The sequence below is a fragment of the Lutibacter sp. genome (assembly GCF_030692605.1).
GTDB lineage: Bacteria > Bacteroidota > Bacteroidia > Flavobacteriales > Flavobacteriaceae > Lutibacter.
On sequence record NZ_JAUYUD010000059.1, the window covers coordinates 1 to 16075 of the forward strand.

17 protein-coding genes are annotated in these 16075 nt (G+C 30.0%); 12 read left to right on the top strand and 5 right to left on the bottom strand.

Annotated elements, in window-relative coordinates; genetic code table 11:
• Nucleotides 1–259 precede the first annotated feature (259 nt).
• The 5 genes from Q8S45_RS05510 to Q8S45_RS05530 form a co-directional block, all read right to left on the bottom strand.
• The gene (locus tag Q8S45_RS05510) at nt 260–451 is read right to left on the bottom strand and encodes a cold-shock protein (protein ID WP_305602011.1); all 192 of its coding nucleotides are present in this window, start codon (nt 449–451) and stop codon (nt 260–262) included.
• Between the two features lie 113 nt (nt 452–564).
• Entirely contained in the window at nt 565–1407 is an 843-nt protein-coding gene (locus Q8S45_RS05515) for a sulfurtransferase (RefSeq protein WP_305602014.1), read from the bottom strand.
• 12 nt (nt 1408–1419) lie between these two features.
• A complete protein-coding gene (locus tag Q8S45_RS05520) occupies nt 1420–2046 on the bottom strand; it encodes a carbonic anhydrase (protein WP_305602017.1) in 627 nt (208 codons plus the stop codon).
• A 107-nt stretch (nt 2047–2153) separates the two neighbouring features.
• Nucleotides 2154–2798: a toxin-antitoxin system YwqK family antitoxin gene (locus Q8S45_RS05525; RefSeq protein ID WP_305602020.1), complete on the bottom strand. Its 645-nt coding sequence runs from the start codon at nt 2796–2798 to the stop codon at nt 2154–2156.
• 33 nt (nt 2799–2831) lie between these two features.
• Nucleotides 2832–3269, bottom strand: coding sequence for a heme-binding domain-containing protein (locus Q8S45_RS05530; RefSeq protein ID WP_305602023.1), 438 nt, complete (start codon nt 3267–3269; stop codon nt 2832–2834).
• Between the two features lie 204 nt (nt 3270–3473).
• Here Q8S45_RS05530 and Q8S45_RS05535 point away from each other — a divergent pair, with 204 nt between their 5' ends.
• The 12 genes from Q8S45_RS05535 to Q8S45_RS05590 all read left to right on the top strand — a co-directional run bounded on the left by Q8S45_RS05535 (nt 3474) and on the right by Q8S45_RS05590 (nt 16034).
• On the top strand, nt 3474–4688 hold the full coding sequence (locus Q8S45_RS05535) for a S8 family serine peptidase (RefSeq protein ID WP_305602026.1): 1215 nt from the start codon (nt 3474–3476) through the stop codon (nt 4686–4688).
• A 212-nt stretch (nt 4689–4900) separates the two neighbouring features.
• Nucleotides 4901–5470 (top strand): adenylosuccinate lyase, encoded by a 570-nt coding sequence (locus Q8S45_RS05540; protein WP_305602029.1) that lies wholly within the window; start codon nt 4901–4903, stop codon nt 5468–5470.
• A gap of 56 nt (nt 5471–5526) precedes the next feature.
• Nucleotides 5527–6870, top strand: coding sequence for an adenylosuccinate lyase (gene purB, locus Q8S45_RS05545; RefSeq protein ID WP_305602031.1), 1344 nt, complete (start codon nt 5527–5529; stop codon nt 6868–6870).
• Between the two features lie 2 nt (nt 6871–6872).
• Nucleotides 6873–7244 carry a hypothetical protein gene (locus tag Q8S45_RS05550; RefSeq protein WP_305602034.1) on the top strand — a complete coding sequence of 124 codons (372 nt, stop codon included), beginning with the start codon at nt 6873–6875 and terminating at the stop codon, nt 7242–7244.
• A gap of 6 nt (nt 7245–7250) precedes the next feature.
• Nucleotides 7251–8018, top strand: a complete 768-nt coding sequence (locus Q8S45_RS05555) for a TerC family protein (RefSeq protein WP_305602036.1) — start codon at nt 7251–7253, stop codon at nt 8016–8018.
• Between the two features lie 91 nt (nt 8019–8109).
• Nucleotides 8110–9171: an AI-2E family transporter gene (locus Q8S45_RS05560; protein ID WP_305602039.1), complete on the top strand. Its 1062-nt coding sequence runs from the start codon at nt 8110–8112 to the stop codon at nt 9169–9171.
• 207 nt (nt 9172–9378) lie between these two features.
• Complete coding sequence (locus Q8S45_RS05565) at nt 9379–10689, top strand: TolC family protein (RefSeq protein WP_305602042.1); 1311 nt, start codon at nt 9379–9381, stop codon at nt 10687–10689.
• 47 nt (nt 10690–10736) lie between these two features.
• The gene (locus tag Q8S45_RS05570) at nt 10737–11819 is read left to right on the top strand and encodes an efflux RND transporter periplasmic adaptor subunit (RefSeq protein ID WP_305602045.1); all 1083 of its coding nucleotides are present in this window, start codon (nt 10737–10739) and stop codon (nt 11817–11819) included.
• Between the two features lie 98 nt (nt 11820–11917).
• Nucleotides 11918–15109 (top strand): efflux RND transporter permease subunit, encoded by a 3192-nt coding sequence (locus tag Q8S45_RS05575; protein WP_305602048.1) that lies wholly within the window; start codon nt 11918–11920, stop codon nt 15107–15109.
• A 58-nt stretch (nt 15110–15167) separates the two neighbouring features.
• Nucleotides 15168–15473: a hypothetical protein gene (locus tag Q8S45_RS05580; protein ID WP_305602051.1), complete on the top strand. Its 306-nt coding sequence runs from the start codon at nt 15168–15170 to the stop codon at nt 15471–15473.
• A 13-nt stretch (nt 15474–15486) separates the two neighbouring features.
• Nucleotides 15487–15672 (top strand): DUF2892 domain-containing protein, encoded by a 186-nt coding sequence (locus tag Q8S45_RS05585; RefSeq protein WP_305602054.1) that lies wholly within the window; start codon nt 15487–15489, stop codon nt 15670–15672.
• 29 nt (nt 15673–15701) lie between these two features.
• The gene (locus Q8S45_RS05590; protein WP_305602057.1) at nt 15702–16034 is read left to right on the top strand and encodes a hypothetical protein; all 333 of its coding nucleotides are present in this window, start codon (nt 15702–15704) and stop codon (nt 16032–16034) included.
• Nucleotides 16035–16075 lie beyond the last annotated feature (41 nt).

Consider the following 16075-nt stretch of genomic DNA (forward strand, 5'->3'; position numbering starts at 1 on the left):
CATGAAAAACTTAAAGAAAATTTAGAAAACCATATGCAAATGTTAGTTCAAAATCCAGATAGAGTTCAAAAATATTTCAATCATAAAGATATTCAATATGCAGCTTGATAATTATAGATATAATGCCGTCGGGTTAATAATGAACATCAAATATAATTATTGTATAACCAAATTTTTACTTAAATATTTAAAATAATAGGCATAAAAAAAACCTATCTTTTTAGATAGGTTTTTCTTGAAATAAGATAAATATTATTTATTAAATAACTTTAACATTTATTGCGTTTAATCCTTTTCTTCCATCTTGCAAATCAAATTCAACTTCATCACCTTCTCTAATTTCATCAATTAATCCAGAAATATGAACAAAATGCTCTTTTCCTGAACCTTCTTCTTTAATAAATCCAAATCCTTTTGCTTCATTAAAAAATTTTACTGTACCTGTACTCATTTTTAAAAATTTAAAATATTATATGAGGGCAAATATAATATATTTTTTTGATTTAATACAATAATTTTAATATTTATTATACTGTTATTGTGCAACTTACAAATAGTTATGTGCTAATCTACATTTTTTGCAATTGGATATTTTCCCTTTTGCCCCCAAGTTGCCCAAGAACCATCAAATAATGAAGTAGAATTAGCGTTTGTAATTGCACTCGCTAAAAGAATAATACAAGCAGTAATACCTGATCCACAAGTGAAAATTAATTTATTATTTCCCTTTTTATGGGTATCGAAAATTATATTTAGTTCTTCTTTTGATTTCATTTTACCAAGGTTCAATACTTCTTCAAAAGGGATATTAATTGATTTTGGGATATGACCACTTTCCATATTTTCTCTAGGCTCTGGTAAATTTCCACTGAATCGACCTACTGAACGCGCATCAATAACTAAAGATTCTTCTAACGAAATGTTTTGCAATATTTCTTCAGCCGAAACAACTGAGCTGTTTATATAAGTAGCTTTAAAATTTCCAGGTAAAAAATTTTGATAAATTTTTGGTTCAGTAGGATAATTTTCATTTTTCCAAGCGGAGAAACCACCATCAAGAACACCAATATTTGAATGCCCCATAGATTTAAACATCCACCATGCTCTAGGACTTGTATAAATACCTAAATTATCGTAAACCACAATCAAACTATTGTTGTTAATTCCTAATTTTTGACATTCTCTTTCAAAAACTTCCGATGAAGGAAACATATTAGCTATTTCACTTTTAGAATCAACAAATACTTTTTCCATGTCAAAAATACGAGCCCCTTTAATTTGAATATCAGTATATTCTGGTATCAAATTCGATTTATTTTCAGACGGACTAGCATCCAAAATTATTAAATTAGGATTATTAAGTTGCTGAAACAGCCAATTTACAGAAACCAAAGAATCTATATTCATACCTTAATTCTTTTATGAAATTCTATAAATTTCCATAATATTTTTCAGAATTTTATCAAAATCAATTTTTAAATCAATCAGCTTTCCTGTTTGAATATCCCAAACCCATCCATGAACAGTTAATTGCCTTTCGCGAATTGCTTTTTGGACATCTGATGTTTTAATAACGTTTACACATTGTTCCTGCACATTAAGCTCAATTAATCGATTGTATTTATCATCTTCACATTCTATTAAATCCAACTCTTTTCTGTGTAAACGGTACACGTCTCTAATATTTCTTAACCAAGGATTTAAAATACCCAAATCTGCCGATTGCATTGCTGCCTTAACACCACCACAATAATAATGACCACAAACAACCACATGATTTACTTTTAAATGACTTACAGCAAAATTGATAACAGACATTACGTTTAAATCTGTATTTGGAACCATGTTTGCGATATTTCTATGCACAAAAACCTCACCTGGCTCCACTCCCATCAATTCTTCAGATGACACTCTACTGTCTGAACATCCTATATAGAGAATTTGAGGATTTTGCCCTTTTGAAAGATTTTTAAAATATTCGGAATCTCCAGCAAGTCGTTCACCAATCCACTTTTTATTATTTTCGAAAATATTTGTTATATTCATTTGTTACTATTTAGATTTTTGCAAATTAACAAATTTTAAATTTGTTAATTAATTTTTAGATTTAAGAAAAATATTTTCTATAACCTTATTTTCCATGTATTACCATTTTAATTATTTTCCTTTACATTTTCACCATCCCCAAAATAATCCCAAAAACCCACTTTTACATCATTTTCATACATTCCTGTGTAAATTAATTTTCCCTCAAGATTGTAATAATTTGCTTTGCCATGAAGTTTACCATTTACATAATTTAAATCGTCTAATAAAACCCCATTATCGGCATGTCTTTTGGAAGGTCCGTTTAAAACCCCATTTATATAATTAAGAATTTCTAACGGTTTGCCTGTTGAATAAAAAGACTTATAGCTCCCATTTAAAATACCTTTATTATAGTGTTCTTCAATCATAACCGTTTTTCCATCTGGGTGATAAAAAGTCCATTTTCCGTTACGTTCTTTTCCTAAAAGTTCACCATCACTCTCTTTTATTCCCTCTTCCGTAAAATAACTTATTGTTGCTTTTGATGATTTTTCATCATAATTAATAATAATAGTAGGATGTTGTGAAGTTACAATGCTATAATATTTGAATTCTCCAACTTCTTTGCCATTTTTAAATTGGCCTTGATACCTAATATTTTTATTGGAATAATATTTTTTCCAAATACCAGTTCTTTCTCCTTTTGAGTTCAATTTATTAAACTCTTCTTGACTCCATACATTAGCAGGAATTAAAAAAACTAGAATCATAGCTACTATGTAAAAGCAATTTAATTTCATATACTAATCAACTTTTATGGTAGCAACCCAATCTTTCAAAATTTGATATTGAAAAGGTGTTAATTTGGCAGTTTCATGTACTAAAGTATAACTTTTAAGTGGCATTTCTTGCTCTTCTAAAACCTCTTCCAAATCATTTATTATATGCTTCTTTTGATTAGCATTATAATTCATCCATTCAGAAAAATTCAAATGTTTTTTACCATCATTTACGTGTTGAGCTAAATACCATGAAGCGGGCGCAATTTCACTATACCAAGGATAAATTGTGGCATTAGAATGGCAATCGTTACATGAATTCTTTAAAATCAGTTTAACTTCATCTGGCACAACAAAGGCATTAGAAATATGGTTATCATTAATTCCTGTTGTATTCTTTTCGGGTCTAATAAATTGAATAGCAAAAAGTAAAATTAGCAAGACAATAATTGTTTTTTTCATGACTTTAAGTTTAGACTTTAAATATACTATCTTTTTCAATTTAAACGTTATCGGTGTGATAAACGTATTTAAGAAGATAAACTTTTATTTGATTTTTCTAAAACTTTCATTCCTCATTTAAATTATCATTAATTTAATTTTTAGTTTGGCTTTTTAAATTCTTTTTATATATTGCCTTAAATTAACAAATAAAAAACATTTTTTATGAAACAATCACAAAGAATTTTAAAACCATTTATTTGGTCATTATTATTAATGACTGGCCTTTTTTTTAGTTGTTCAGGCGACGAAACAGAAATTACTCCTTTACAAATTATTGAAGCTTCAAACCCAATTGAAGGTCAATTTACAGTAGTATTCAAAAGTGATTTTCAAGGTAAATCAGAAAGAAAAGTTATGGATTATGATTCTGAAATGATTCAACTAAGAAAGGAAATTCCTTCGCTATTTTCTCAACTAAAACTAGCTGACGAAAATTTAAAACAAACGTATGGTTTTGCTTTAAAAGGATTTACTGCTGTTTTAAATGAAAGTCAATTAGAACTTTTAAGAAAAGACCCAAGAGTTAAATCTATTGAAAAAGATTATATTATTTCTTTAGGTAAACCATCAGGTACTCCAGGAGGAGGCGGTGGAACTGATCCTGCACAAGAGACTCCTTGGGGAATTACCAGAATTGGTGGTGCTACTAATGGAATTGGTAAAACTGCTTGGATTATAGATTCTGGAATTGATTCAGGCCATTCTGATTTAAAGGTTGATATAGATAGAAGTAGATCTTATGTTACACAAGGAAAATATAGTATAGAAGATGGAAATGGACATGGAACTCATGTAGCTGGTACTGTTGCAGCAATAGACAATGCTATTGGGGTTGTAGGAGTTGCTGCTGGAGCAACTATAGTTGCTTTACGTGTATTAGATAATAGAGGAAGTGGTCAATTTTCATGGACAATTGCTGCACTTGACTATGTTTATGCAAGTGGTACTTCTGGTGATGCTGTAAATATGAGTTTAGGACCACAATCAAGATATGTAGATTCTGCTGTAGATGCCGCTGCATTTGCAGTTGCAGGAAGAGGAATTAAAATTGCAATTGCCGCAGGAAATTCAAGCGATGATTCATTATTTTATTCTCCTGCCAGAGCTGGTTTAAATAACGCCAACATATATACTGTAGCTTCAATGACTTCAAGCGATTCTTGGTCGAGTTTTTCTAATTATGGCACTCCTGTAGATGTTATTGCCCCAGGTTCTTCTGTAAAATCTACTTATAAAGATGGCGGTTATGCTACCTTAAGTGGTACTTCTATGGCATCGCCTCATGTTTGTGGGTTATTATTATTAGGAAATGTTTCAACTAATGGTTCTGTGACAAGAACAGGTAATTCAGATTCATATCCTATAGCACATAACTAATTTTATAAAATAAAATTATCAAAACGCCTAACCAACATTAGGCGTTTTTTTTATGTCATAATTTTATTTTAATTTTATAGTTCAATAATATTTTATGAACATTTCAAATTTTTGGTTTTACACCATAGTTACAATAGCAATCTTACATTTAATTGTTGGTTTTGTTTATTTGATGTGTAAATTATCTCCAAAGAAAAAGAATCATAAAAAAAATGAATAAAGATTTTTTAATTTCACAACTTAACAATATTGAAAATGCTAAAAGAGTAAACCGAATGCGAGTTGCTAATTTGGTATTGGAAAATCCTGAATTATTTCCTTTTCTGCTCCAAATTATTTTTGAATTTAAAACTAAAACAGCTATTAAAGCTGCTTGGATATTAGAATTGGTTTGTGCTGAAAAACTAGATTGGTTGGCACCTCATCTAAAATATTTCATAGATGATATTTATAAAGCTACCCATGATAGTTGTGTTCGTCCTATTTCAAAAATATGTAATTTTATAGCTGTTGCTTACACCTCAAAAAAAGATAGTCTTATTAAAGATTCTCTTACAAAAAACCAAGTTGATTTAATTATTGAAACTGGTTTTGATTGGATGATTAGCAACCATAAAGTTGCAACCAAAGCATATACCATGAACGCATTATTTTTACTGGGTAAAAATCTTGAATGGGTTCATCAAGAATTACAATTAATAATTCAAAAAAACATTGTAGACGAAAGTCCTGCTTACAAAGCTCGCGGAAGAATTACCTTAGATCTTATTAACAAAAAATAAACAGTTTTTTTGGGTTTATTTCATTAATTTTGCATTTTTCAATTTAAAACAACAATATGCCTTTAACTTATTTGAATGCCATTTCTCCAATTGACGGTCGATACAGAAATAAAGTAGAAAATTTAGCTCCTTTTTTTTCTGAAGAAGGACTTATAATGTATAGAGTTAAAGTAGAAATTGAATATTTTATTGCATTATGCGAAATTCCGTTACCCCAATTAAGCTCTTTTGACACATCACTTTTTAGTAAATTAAGAACTATATATCTTAATTTCTCAACAGAAGATGCACAAAAAATAAAGGATATTGAAAATATTACTAACCACGATGTAAAGGCTGTTGAGTATTTTATAAAAGAAAAATTCGATGATTTAAATCTAGGTATTTATAAAGAGTTTATTCACTTTGGGTTAACTTCACAAGATATAAATAATACTGCTGTTCCACTTTCAATAAATGATGCTTTTGATGAGGTATATTACCCACAATTGGCACTTTTATTACAAAAACTTAGACAATTATCAACCGATTGGGCAGCTATTCCAATGTTGGCACGAACACATGGGCAACCAGCATCTCCAACACGTTTAGGTAAGGAAATTTATGTTTTTATTGAACGAATTGAACAACAAATAAAACAAGTTCAAAACATTCCTTACGCCGCAAAATTTGGTGGCGCAACGGGAAATTTTAATGCGCATAAAGTGGCTTATCCAAATATTGACTGGAAAGCATTTGGAACCAATTTTGTCGAAAAAGTATTGGGCTTACATCATTCTTTTCCTACAACCCAAATTGAACATTACGATCATTTAGCTGGTATTTTTGATGGGCTAAAACGAATAAACACCATTTTAATCGACTTAAATAGAGATATTTGGACATATGTTTCTATGGATTATTTTAAACAAAAAATAAAAGAAGGCGAAGTTGGGTCATCAGCAATGCCACATAAAGTAAATCCGATAGATTTTGAAAATTCTGAAGGAAATTTGGGAATGGCAAATGCTATTTTTGAACATTTAGCAGCAAAGCTTCCCATTTCAAGATTACAACGCGATTTAACAGATTCCACTGTTTTAAGAAATGTTGGAGTACCCTTTGCACATACAATTATTGCTTTTAATTCAACCTTAAAAGGGTTAAATAAATTGGTTTTAAATGAGGTAAAATTTGCCGAAGATTTAGAAAATAACTGGGCAGTAGTTGCTGAGGCAATTCAGACAATATTGAGGAGAGAAGGTTATCCTAATCCATATGAAGCATTAAAAGGATTGACACGCACTAATGAAAAAATAACCCAACAATCTATGGCAAAATTCATTGAGGAATTAGATATCTCTACTGCATTAAAACTAGAATTGAAATCAATTTCACCTTCAAATTATACAGGAATTTAAAAATGAACAAATTAGCAATCATATTTATTTCAGCTATTCTTTCTACTTCATGTAAAGAGACCCAACCAAATCCAGATCGTTTTAAATCGGGAACTTTTGAAATTCCAGAAGGTGAAGGATATTCAAAAACCATTATAATAAGGCAAGATTCTATTCAGATAGAAAAATATGAAAACGATATAGACACGCTTTCTATTTCTTGGAAAAATAACTTTAACTATACCTTAAAAATGCTTCATCCAAAATCAGTTATTGATGAAGAACCTATTCATGTTAAAATTACGAGCATCACAGAAAATTCTTATAAATTTGAGGCAGTAATTGGGCATTCAAATTATATTCAAAAAGGAACATTACATAAAATTTCAAACTAAACATTAATGGAAATATTTTTACACGCAGACACATGGGTTGCGCTTTTAACCCTTACTTTTTTAGAAATTATTTTAGGAATAGATAATATTATTTTTATTTCTATTACCGCCGGAAAACTGCCACCAAATCAAGTTAAAAAAGCTACAAGAATAGGATTACTATTAGCATTAGTTTTTAGAATTTTACTATTACTTGGGGTTTCATACCTTATATCATTGAAAAATCCATTTTTAACCATTGATATAGGTTGGTTTAAAGTTGGAATAACTGGGCAAAGTATCATATTAATTTTAGGAGGAATTTTTCTATTATACAAAAGCACCGTTGAAATTAGACACAAAGTAGAAGGAGTCGAAAATGAAAAAGCATCAACTGCAAAAGCAATCTATGCTACTTTTGGAATGGTAATTTTTCAAATTGTAATGATTGATCTAGTATTTTCATTCGATTCAGTGTTAACTGCAGTTGGTATGACTAATGGAATTCCTGGTGCATTAACAATTATGATTATCGCTGTTGTTATTTCAATAATTATTATGATGGTTTTTGCAACTCCAGTTTCAGATTTTGTAAACAAACATCCTACAATACAAATGTTAGCGTTGTCGTTTTTAATATTGATAGGATTTATGTTAATTACCGAAGGTGCTCACCTATCACACGCAGAAATATTTAGAAAACAAGTAGGTGCCATTCCAAAAGGATACTTGTATTTTGCAATAGCATTTTCTTTAGGTGTTGAAGCACTAAATATGAGAATTAGAAAAAAATAAAAAAAAATAAATTTGTTACTATAAAATCCCGAATAATCGGGATTTTTAGTTATAACTTTGTAACTATAAAAATAATTATTTTTTATAAATTATGAACGAGCGTAAAACAACAAATATTTTATTATTGGTAATTGTAGTTCCATTCATTTTTTATTTATTAAAAATATTAAGTTTTATTCTAATTCCATTAGTAGCTTCATTATTTATTGCCTTGTTATTTTTACCATTAATGAGGTGGCTTACCAAACGGAAAATACCCAATTTTTTAAGCATCATTGTTGTTGTCCTCATTTTTATTGGTGCGCTTCTAATTGGTGGAGAAATAATTAAACTTGCAAGTAGAGAAATTATTCAAACTCAAGATGCATTTTTAATTAAAGCACAAACTAAATTAACAGATTTGGTGTATGTGATAGAAGATTTTTTAGGTATGCAGTTTATGAATGATGGCAATCTTTTAAACCTAATTATCAAGGAAGATAATTTTGGAAAAAGTTTTGGTACAACATTAAGTTTAATTGGCAATACTATTACAATGTTGTTGATGACAGCCTTTTTTGTAGTTTTATGGTTAGCAGAATCAATAAATTTTTACAATGTTTTAAGTGGAACCATTTTTAAGCAAAAATATGCATCTGTTAAAACATTTATGAAAATCGAAAAAGATTTAATAACATTTGTAAAGGTTAAATTTTTGGTTAGTTTTTTCACCGGAGTGGGCTTTAGTTTAGCTTGTTACTTTTTTGATGTTAGTTTCCCTATTTTCTGGGGATTATTTGCGTTCTTAATTAACTTTGTTCAAATGATTGGGTCTATAGTTTCAGTTATCTTATTGTCATTATTTGCTTTTGTAGAACTGGATCCTACTAGTACTTTGCTGTTTTTTGTTATTTCAATTACCTTGGTGCAAGTTTTATTTGGTAGTATTTTAGAGCCTATTTTTATGGGTAAATCCTTTTCTATTAATGTTATTGCAATTTTAGTATCCTTAATGCTTTGGGGATATATTTGGGGCATAGCAGGATTAATTATGTCCATTCCAATTACTGTTTTTTTAAAAATAATTTTCGAACAATTTCCACAAACAAAGTTTTTTTCCTCACTACTTGCAGGGAACACTGGTGAAATTCATTTCACAAAACTAAAAAAGTAAAATATTCTTTCTTAAACGCTTTTTAATATTAATTTTTTGTCATAAATTTAAGGAACTTCTTGAATAAATTAAGTTCTATAAAAAATAGTGCTTATTTATCTGTTTTTTTTGAATTTAATGTAATATACGTTACACAAGTGTGTGTTATTTATTACTGTTTAAAAGCGAAACCTCAATTACATTTGTCGGCAACTAAAAAGCAAAACTATGCAAAACAAGAACTTATATGTTTTTACATTTTTTCTTTTCAACACATTAATTAGTCTTGCCCAACAAGAAAAATTAATTTCTTTTGAAGAAGTATTAAATAAGGTAAAAGAAAAAAATCATGCTATTAAAATCTCAGAGCAAGATTTTAAATCAGCAAAGGCAGATTTTAATCAAACAAATTCCATTTTACTGCCTTCAATTTCAATTTCTCATACGGGAATTTCAACTACAAATCCGTTAATGGCATTTGGCTCAAAATTAAATCAGGAAATTTTAACAGCATCCGATTTTAATCCTGCATTGTTAAATGATCCTGATGAAATTCAAAATTTTGCAACTAAAATTGAAATTCAACAGCCACTATTTAATGGTGACGGAATTTTTATGAGAAAAGCTGCAAAAGCTAAAATGAATGCATTTGAGCTTCAAACAGAAAGAACAAAAGAATATATGCAATTAGAAGTTTCAAAGGCATATATGCAACTACAAGTAGCTTATAAAGCGGTTGAAGTGTTAGAAAAAGCTAAGGAAGCTGCCATTGAAAATAAAAAAATTGCTGAAAATAGTTTTAAACAAGGTTATATGCAAAGAGCCGATATTTTAGCAGTTGAACTCCATGTTACCGAGGTAGAAAACCAATTGTTAACTGTAAAAAGTAATGTAAAAAACGCTTCAGATTATATCCAATTTTTAATGGGAGACACTTCTGAAAATATTCTTAAGCCTTCAACAGAATTAACTGCAAATGTAGATTTAACTGTTTATACCATAGAATTATCAGAAAACAGAGCAGATATTGAAGCAATGGAAAAAAGTGCCGAGGCATATGCAAACATGCATAAAGCTAATAAAATGAGTTATTTACCCAGATTAAATGCATTTGGTTCTTATGAATTACACGACGAGAAACTATTTGGCACCAATGCGAAAGGCTATTTAATAGGTGCTCAATTGTCATTAACTATTTTTGAAGGATTTAAACGTATTGGTAAAACTCAAAAAAGTAGGGCCGAATTAGATAAGGCAGAAATTAGTTTAGAACAATATAAAAACCAAAGTCAGTTAGATTTTAACAAAGCAAAACGTCAATTAAAAGATGCTGAGAACTCATTAAATTTAACAAACTTGGCAGTTGAGCAATCACAAGAAGCTTTGCGAATTAGAACTAACCGATTTAAACAGGGATTGGAAAAAACGTCAGATTTATTAATCTCAGAAACACAATATTTACAAAAACAGCTAGAATATCTACAGACTGTTTTCAATTACAATTTTACCAAAGCATACGTAGCGTTTTTAACAAGATAATTCGCACTAAAATTTAACAATATAAAAAGATTTTAAACTTCTAAAAAATGAAAAACATACTAAAAATATTAACTATTTCAACTTTAGTTTTAGCTACAAGTTGCGGAAAAGATAAAACAGCAGCTGTAGCTAATTCTCCAGCAGTCTCAGTACAAGTTAGCATGCCAACAAGTAAAAAAGGTTCTTCTGTAACTGCTAGCGGTAAAATTGAAGCGGTACAAAATGCAAATTTAAGTACACGTATGATGGGATTTGTAAATAACATTTATGTAAATGTTGGTGATAAAGTAACTAAAGGACAACTTTTAATAAGTATAAATAGTGCCGATATATCTGCACAAAAAGCACAAGTTACTGCTTCTATTACTGAGGCAAACGCTGCTTTTAAAAATGCTGAAAAGGATTACAATCGTTTTAAATCATTATTTAACGATAAAAGTGCATCTCAAAAAGAAATGGACGATATAACCGCCAATTACGAAATGGCAAAAGCACGTGTAGAGGCTGCTACACAAATGAGAAATCAAGTTAATGCCCAATTATCATACTCAAATATTACTGCTCCATTTAATGGTATTATAACTGGTAAATTTATAAACAAAGGCGATATGGCAAATCCTGGAATGCCTTTAATAAGTGTTGAAACTCCAGGAAATTTTCAAGTAATTGCAATGGTTCCAGAATCTGACATTACAAATATTAAAACAGGAATTAAAGTAAAAGTGCTTGTGAAATCTACTAATAAAACTATTGAAGGAATTGTAACTGAAGTAAGTTCTTCGGCAAAAAATACTGGTGGTCAATTTTTAGTAAAAGTTGTTTTAGAAAAAACAGATTTAAAATTATTATCAGGAATGTTTACCTCTGTTCAATTTCCTTTTGAAAAAACGGGAGAAAAAGATACTACATCTTCAACAGTTCTTGTTCCAAAAAGTGCCTTGGTTACTCAAGGTCAACTAACCGGAGTTTATACTATAGGAAGTGAAAATACAGCTATTTTAAGATGGATTAGAGTTGGTAAAACGTATAACGATCAAGTAGAAGTTCTTTCTGGTTTAAATGCCGATGAACAATACATTATATCAGCCGAAGGAAAACTTTTTAACGGTGTAAAAGTTAGTATTCAGTAATCAGTTTTCAGTCATAGTTTACAGTAGCAGTAAAAATAAAGAAATAATTAATTTCCTTTTATTCCCCCTTCGGGGGTTAGGAGGCTAAACATTAAAAAATGCAAGAAGGTATATCAGGTAAAATAGCCAATGTTTTTATCAATTCCAAATTAACCATTTTACTAATGGTTGCTTTAATGGCAATTGGTATATATAGTTCTTTTTTGATTCCAAGAGAGGAAGAACCACAAATTATTGTTCCAATGGCCGATGTTTTAGTTGGTTATCCAGGAGCCAGTCCATCCGAAGTTGAAAGTCGTGTTGTAAAACCATTAGAAAAAATTATTTCTAATATAAAAGGTGTTCAACATGTACATAGTATAGCTATGAACGGACAATCTATGATGATTGTACAGTTTTATGTTGGTGAAAACACAGAGGATTCTTATGTAAAATTATATGACGAATTAATGCGTCACCAAGGAATGTTTCCTCCTGGAGTAACTCAGCCTTTAGTAAAAACACGTTCTATAGACGATGTTCCAATGTTAGGATTAACCTTGTGGAGCAAAACCTACAACGATTTTGAAATTCGTCAATTAGCAGAAGAAATAACTTCAGAAATTGAAAAAGTTAAAGATGTTTCTATAACCACAGTAATAGGCGGAAGAAATAGAGAATTAAAAGTAATTTTAGATAAAGATAAATTAGCTGAAAACGGTATTGATGCTCTGGGTGTAATGCAAATGATCCAAGCTAATAATGGAAGTTCACAATCTGGGAGTTTTGTTAAAGGCGACGAAGAATTTTTAATTACAACTGGTAAATTTTTAACTTCGGCAGAAGATATTGAGAACTTAGTTGTGGGTGTTAATAATAACATGCCTGTTTATTTAAAACAAATTGCAACTATACAAGATGGACCTGGAACATCAAAAAATTATGTTTCATTTGGGTACGCAAAAGGAAATACCAATTTTAAAGCAAACCCAAGCGAGTATTCGGCAGTAACCATCTCTATTGCAAAAGTTAAGGGAGCCGATGCAATGAAAATTTCTGATAAAATATTAGAAAGAGTTGATCAATTAAAGAAAACAACCATTCCAAACGACGTAAAAGTTGATATTACCAGAAATTATGGTGAAACTGCATCACATAAAGTTGGGGAATTATTATTGCATCTAGGTGTAGCAATTATTGCTGTAACTGTTTTAGTTATGTTAGCTATGGGATGGCGTGGAGGCTTAGTCGTATTTTTCTCCGTACCACTAACATTTGCTTTAACATTATTTAGCTATTATTTACTGGGTTATACGTTAAACCGAATTACATTATTTGCGTTGGTGTTTGTAGTTGGTATTGTGGTAGACGACAGTATTATTATTGCCGAAAACATGCACAGGCATTTTAAAATGAAACGTTTACCATTTAAACAAGCTGCTATTTATGCCATTAATGAAGTTGGTAACCCAACCATTTTAGCAACATTTACGGTAATAGCTGCAATTTTACCTATGGCTTTTGTTTCTGGTATGATGGGACCTTATATGAGTCCAATGCCAATTGGAGCTTCAATAGCCATGATACTTTCATTATTTGTTGCGTTAACAGTAACTCCTTATTTAGGTTATCATTTATTACAAGAAAAAGACGAACAAAAACATAAAGAAGAGGAAGGTTTAGAAACTGGTTGGGTTTATAAAATCTACAAAAAAATTGAACAACCATTTTTAGATAGTTCTAAAAAAAGATGGGTAATGTTAGGTATTACTGCAGTTCTTTTAGTAGGTTCGGTTTTAATGTTTTTTACAAAAGCAGTAGCTGTTAAAATGCTTCCATTTGATAATAAAAATGAATTTCAAGTAGTAATAGATATGCCTGAAGGAACTACATTAGAAAGAACAGCAGCAGTTACAAAAGAAATTGCTCAGTACTTAGCTACTGTGCCGGAAGTAGTAAATTATCAAAACTATATTGGAACCTCTGCTCCTATTACTTTTAATGGTTTGGTTCGTCATTACGATTTACGTGGTGGAAGTAATATGGCAGATATTCAGGTTAATTTATTACCAAAAGCAGAACGAGATTTGCAAAGTCATGATATTGCTAAAAAAGTTCGACCTGAAATTCAGAAAATAGCTAAAAAATACAATGCTAATGTGAAATTAGTTGAAGTTCCGCCAGGCCCTCCTGTTTTATCAACACTTGTAGCTGAAATTTACGGACCAAATTATAAAGAGCAAATCAAAGTTGCCTATCAAGTAAAAGAGATTTTAGAAAATACCGACGATGTTGTAGATACAGATTGGATGGTTGAAGGTGTACAAACAGAATATAAATTGGAAGTTGATCGAGAAAAAGCGATGCTAAATGGTATTGCACCACAACAAATAGTTGGTAACTTAACCTATTTGTTAACTGAACATCCTGTATCTTATTTATATGACGAAAACTCTTTTGACGCGGTAAATATTGTTATGGGATTAAATGATGCCGATAAAACAAGTTTGCAAGATATTCAGAATATTAAAATAAAAGGAAGCAATGGAAACGTTGTCCCAATAAGTGATTTGGTCACCGTAAAACAAGATACGTTGCAAAAAACCATATTTAGAAAAGATCAAAAACGTGTGGTTTATGTCACTGCAGATATGGCTGGCGGACTTGAAAGTCCTGTGTATGCTATTTTGGGAATGAAGGAAAAATTGCAAAAAATAAAACTTCCAAAAGGATATGCCATTCAAGAATTATATATGGAACAACCAACAAATGAAAGTGATTTTTCCGTTAAATGGGATGGAGAATGGCAAATAACATTAGAAGTTTTTCGCGATTTAGGTGCTGCATTTTTAATAGTTATTATCATTATCTATATGCTAATTGTTGGGTGGTTCCAAAACTTTAAAACACCACTGGTTATGATGGCTGCAATTCCGCTTTCATTAATTGGAATTGTTTTAGGACATTGGTTATTAGGCGCTTTCTTTACCGCAACATCATTTATTGGAATGATCGCTTTAGCTGGTGTTATGGTGCGTAATTCGGTATTGCTAATAGATTTTATTGAAATTAGGTTAAATGATGGAATCCCGTTAAAACAAGCAATTATTGATGCAGGAGCTGTAAGAACAACTCCTATTTTACTAACTACTGGAGCCGTGGTAATAGGAGCCTCTATTATTTTATTCGATCCAATTTTTCAAGGTTTAGCCATTTCATTGGTAGCTGGAGCAATCGTTTCAACAATCTTAACCCTTATTGTTGTACCCCTACTTTATTATATGACAGAAAAAAATAAATGGAAAAAATAATTAATGTTTCAGGTTTTTTATTAAACCTGAAACTTCTAACCTTTAAAACAAATAATGTATGAAATTACTAATGATAACCGCAATTGAAGCATTTGAAAAAGATATCAAATTCTTATTAAAAAAATCAGCAATAACACATTTTTCCTATACAGATGTTAAAGGATATAGAGATTTAACCCAAGAATCTGTTAGCGACAATTGGTTTGCAAGCGAAATGAATGATAGTCAATCTTTAATATTCTACGCTTTTGTACCAAAAGAAAATTCAGATCAATTATTTAATGCTGTTGCAGAATTTAATAACAAACAAAAAACTTTGTCAAAAGTTCATGTTATTGTTTTAAATATAGAAAAATCAAATTAAAAAAAAACAGATTATGATACAACGAATAATTAATGGTGTAGCTGGAACCTTTATTTTAATTTCATTAATTCTTTCCATTAAAGTAAATGTTAATTGGCTTTGGTTTACTGCATTTGTTGGTGCCAATTTACTGCAATCATCATTTACAAAATGGTGTTTAATGGCCGATATATTGAGAAAATTAGGTGTAAAAGATTAATTTCTTTTTGTAATATTGCAGCTTAAAGAATGTTAAAAATTAAGCTACATATTGGTCAGTTAATTTCAATTGCACTACTTGCAGTTGTATTATTGCCATTTGCGGTACAGTTTACACATATACTTGAAAAACACGAACATTCAGTTTGTAATGCACAAAATATAGTACATATTGACCAGCATGAAATTGACTGTTCGGTGTTTCATTATAAAATTAACACAAATAACATTCTATTTGCTTCTGTCGTTTTCCAAGTTGGAATTGATACAAATGAAGTAAAAATTTATTCAAACAAAGACCAAATATCTTCGGTAAAACTTTGTTTTAAATCCTCCAGAGCACCTCCAGTTTTATTATCTTAATCGGTTATAATTAACTTTTTTACATCAATAAAACATTATTA

What these genes read in the sequence shown, in the direction of transcription:
- Q8S45_RS05510 (WP_305602011.1), bottom strand. Translation starts at nt 451, where the DNA reads ATGAGTACAGGTACAGTAAAATTTTTTAATGAAGCAAAAGGATTTGGA.
- Q8S45_RS05515 (WP_305602014.1), bottom strand. Translation starts at nt 1,407, where the DNA reads ATGAATATAGATTCTTTGGTTTCTGTAAATTGGCTGTTTCAGCAACTT.
- Q8S45_RS05520 (WP_305602017.1), bottom strand. Translation starts at nt 2,046, where the DNA reads ATGAATATAACAAATATTTTCGAAAATAATAAAAAGTGGATTGGTGAA.
- Q8S45_RS05525 (WP_305602020.1), bottom strand. Translation starts at nt 2,798, where the DNA reads ATGATTCTAGTTTTTTTAATTCCTGCTAATGTATGGAGTCAAGAAGAG.
- Q8S45_RS05530 (WP_305602023.1), bottom strand. Translation starts at nt 3,269, where the DNA reads ATGAAAAAAACAATTATTGTCTTGCTAATTTTACTTTTTGCTATTCAA.
- Q8S45_RS05535 (WP_305602026.1), top strand. Translation starts at nt 3,474, where the DNA reads ATGAAACAATCACAAAGAATTTTAAAACCATTTATTTGGTCATTATTA.
- Q8S45_RS05540 (WP_305602029.1), top strand. Translation starts at nt 4,901, where the DNA reads ATGAATAAAGATTTTTTAATTTCACAACTTAACAATATTGAAAATGCT.
- purB (WP_305602031.1), top strand. Translation starts at nt 5,527, where the DNA reads ATGCCTTTAACTTATTTGAATGCCATTTCTCCAATTGACGGTCGATAC.
- Q8S45_RS05550 (WP_305602034.1), top strand. Translation starts at nt 6,873, where the DNA reads ATGAACAAATTAGCAATCATATTTATTTCAGCTATTCTTTCTACTTCA.
- Q8S45_RS05555 (WP_305602036.1), top strand. Translation starts at nt 7,251, where the DNA reads ATGGAAATATTTTTACACGCAGACACATGGGTTGCGCTTTTAACCCTT.
- Q8S45_RS05560 (WP_305602039.1), top strand. Translation starts at nt 8,110, where the DNA reads ATGAACGAGCGTAAAACAACAAATATTTTATTATTGGTAATTGTAGTT.
- Q8S45_RS05565 (WP_305602042.1), top strand. Translation starts at nt 9,379, where the DNA reads ATGCAAAACAAGAACTTATATGTTTTTACATTTTTTCTTTTCAACACA.
- Q8S45_RS05570 (WP_305602045.1), top strand. Translation starts at nt 10,737, where the DNA reads ATGAAAAACATACTAAAAATATTAACTATTTCAACTTTAGTTTTAGCT.
- Q8S45_RS05575 (WP_305602048.1), top strand. Translation starts at nt 11,918, where the DNA reads ATGCAAGAAGGTATATCAGGTAAAATAGCCAATGTTTTTATCAATTCC.
- Q8S45_RS05580 (WP_305602051.1), top strand. Translation starts at nt 15,168, where the DNA reads ATGAAATTACTAATGATAACCGCAATTGAAGCATTTGAAAAAGATATC.
- Q8S45_RS05585 (WP_305602054.1), top strand. Translation starts at nt 15,487, where the DNA reads ATGATACAACGAATAATTAATGGTGTAGCTGGAACCTTTATTTTAATT.
- Q8S45_RS05590 (WP_305602057.1), top strand. Translation starts at nt 15,702, where the DNA reads ATGTTAAAAATTAAGCTACATATTGGTCAGTTAATTTCAATTGCACTA.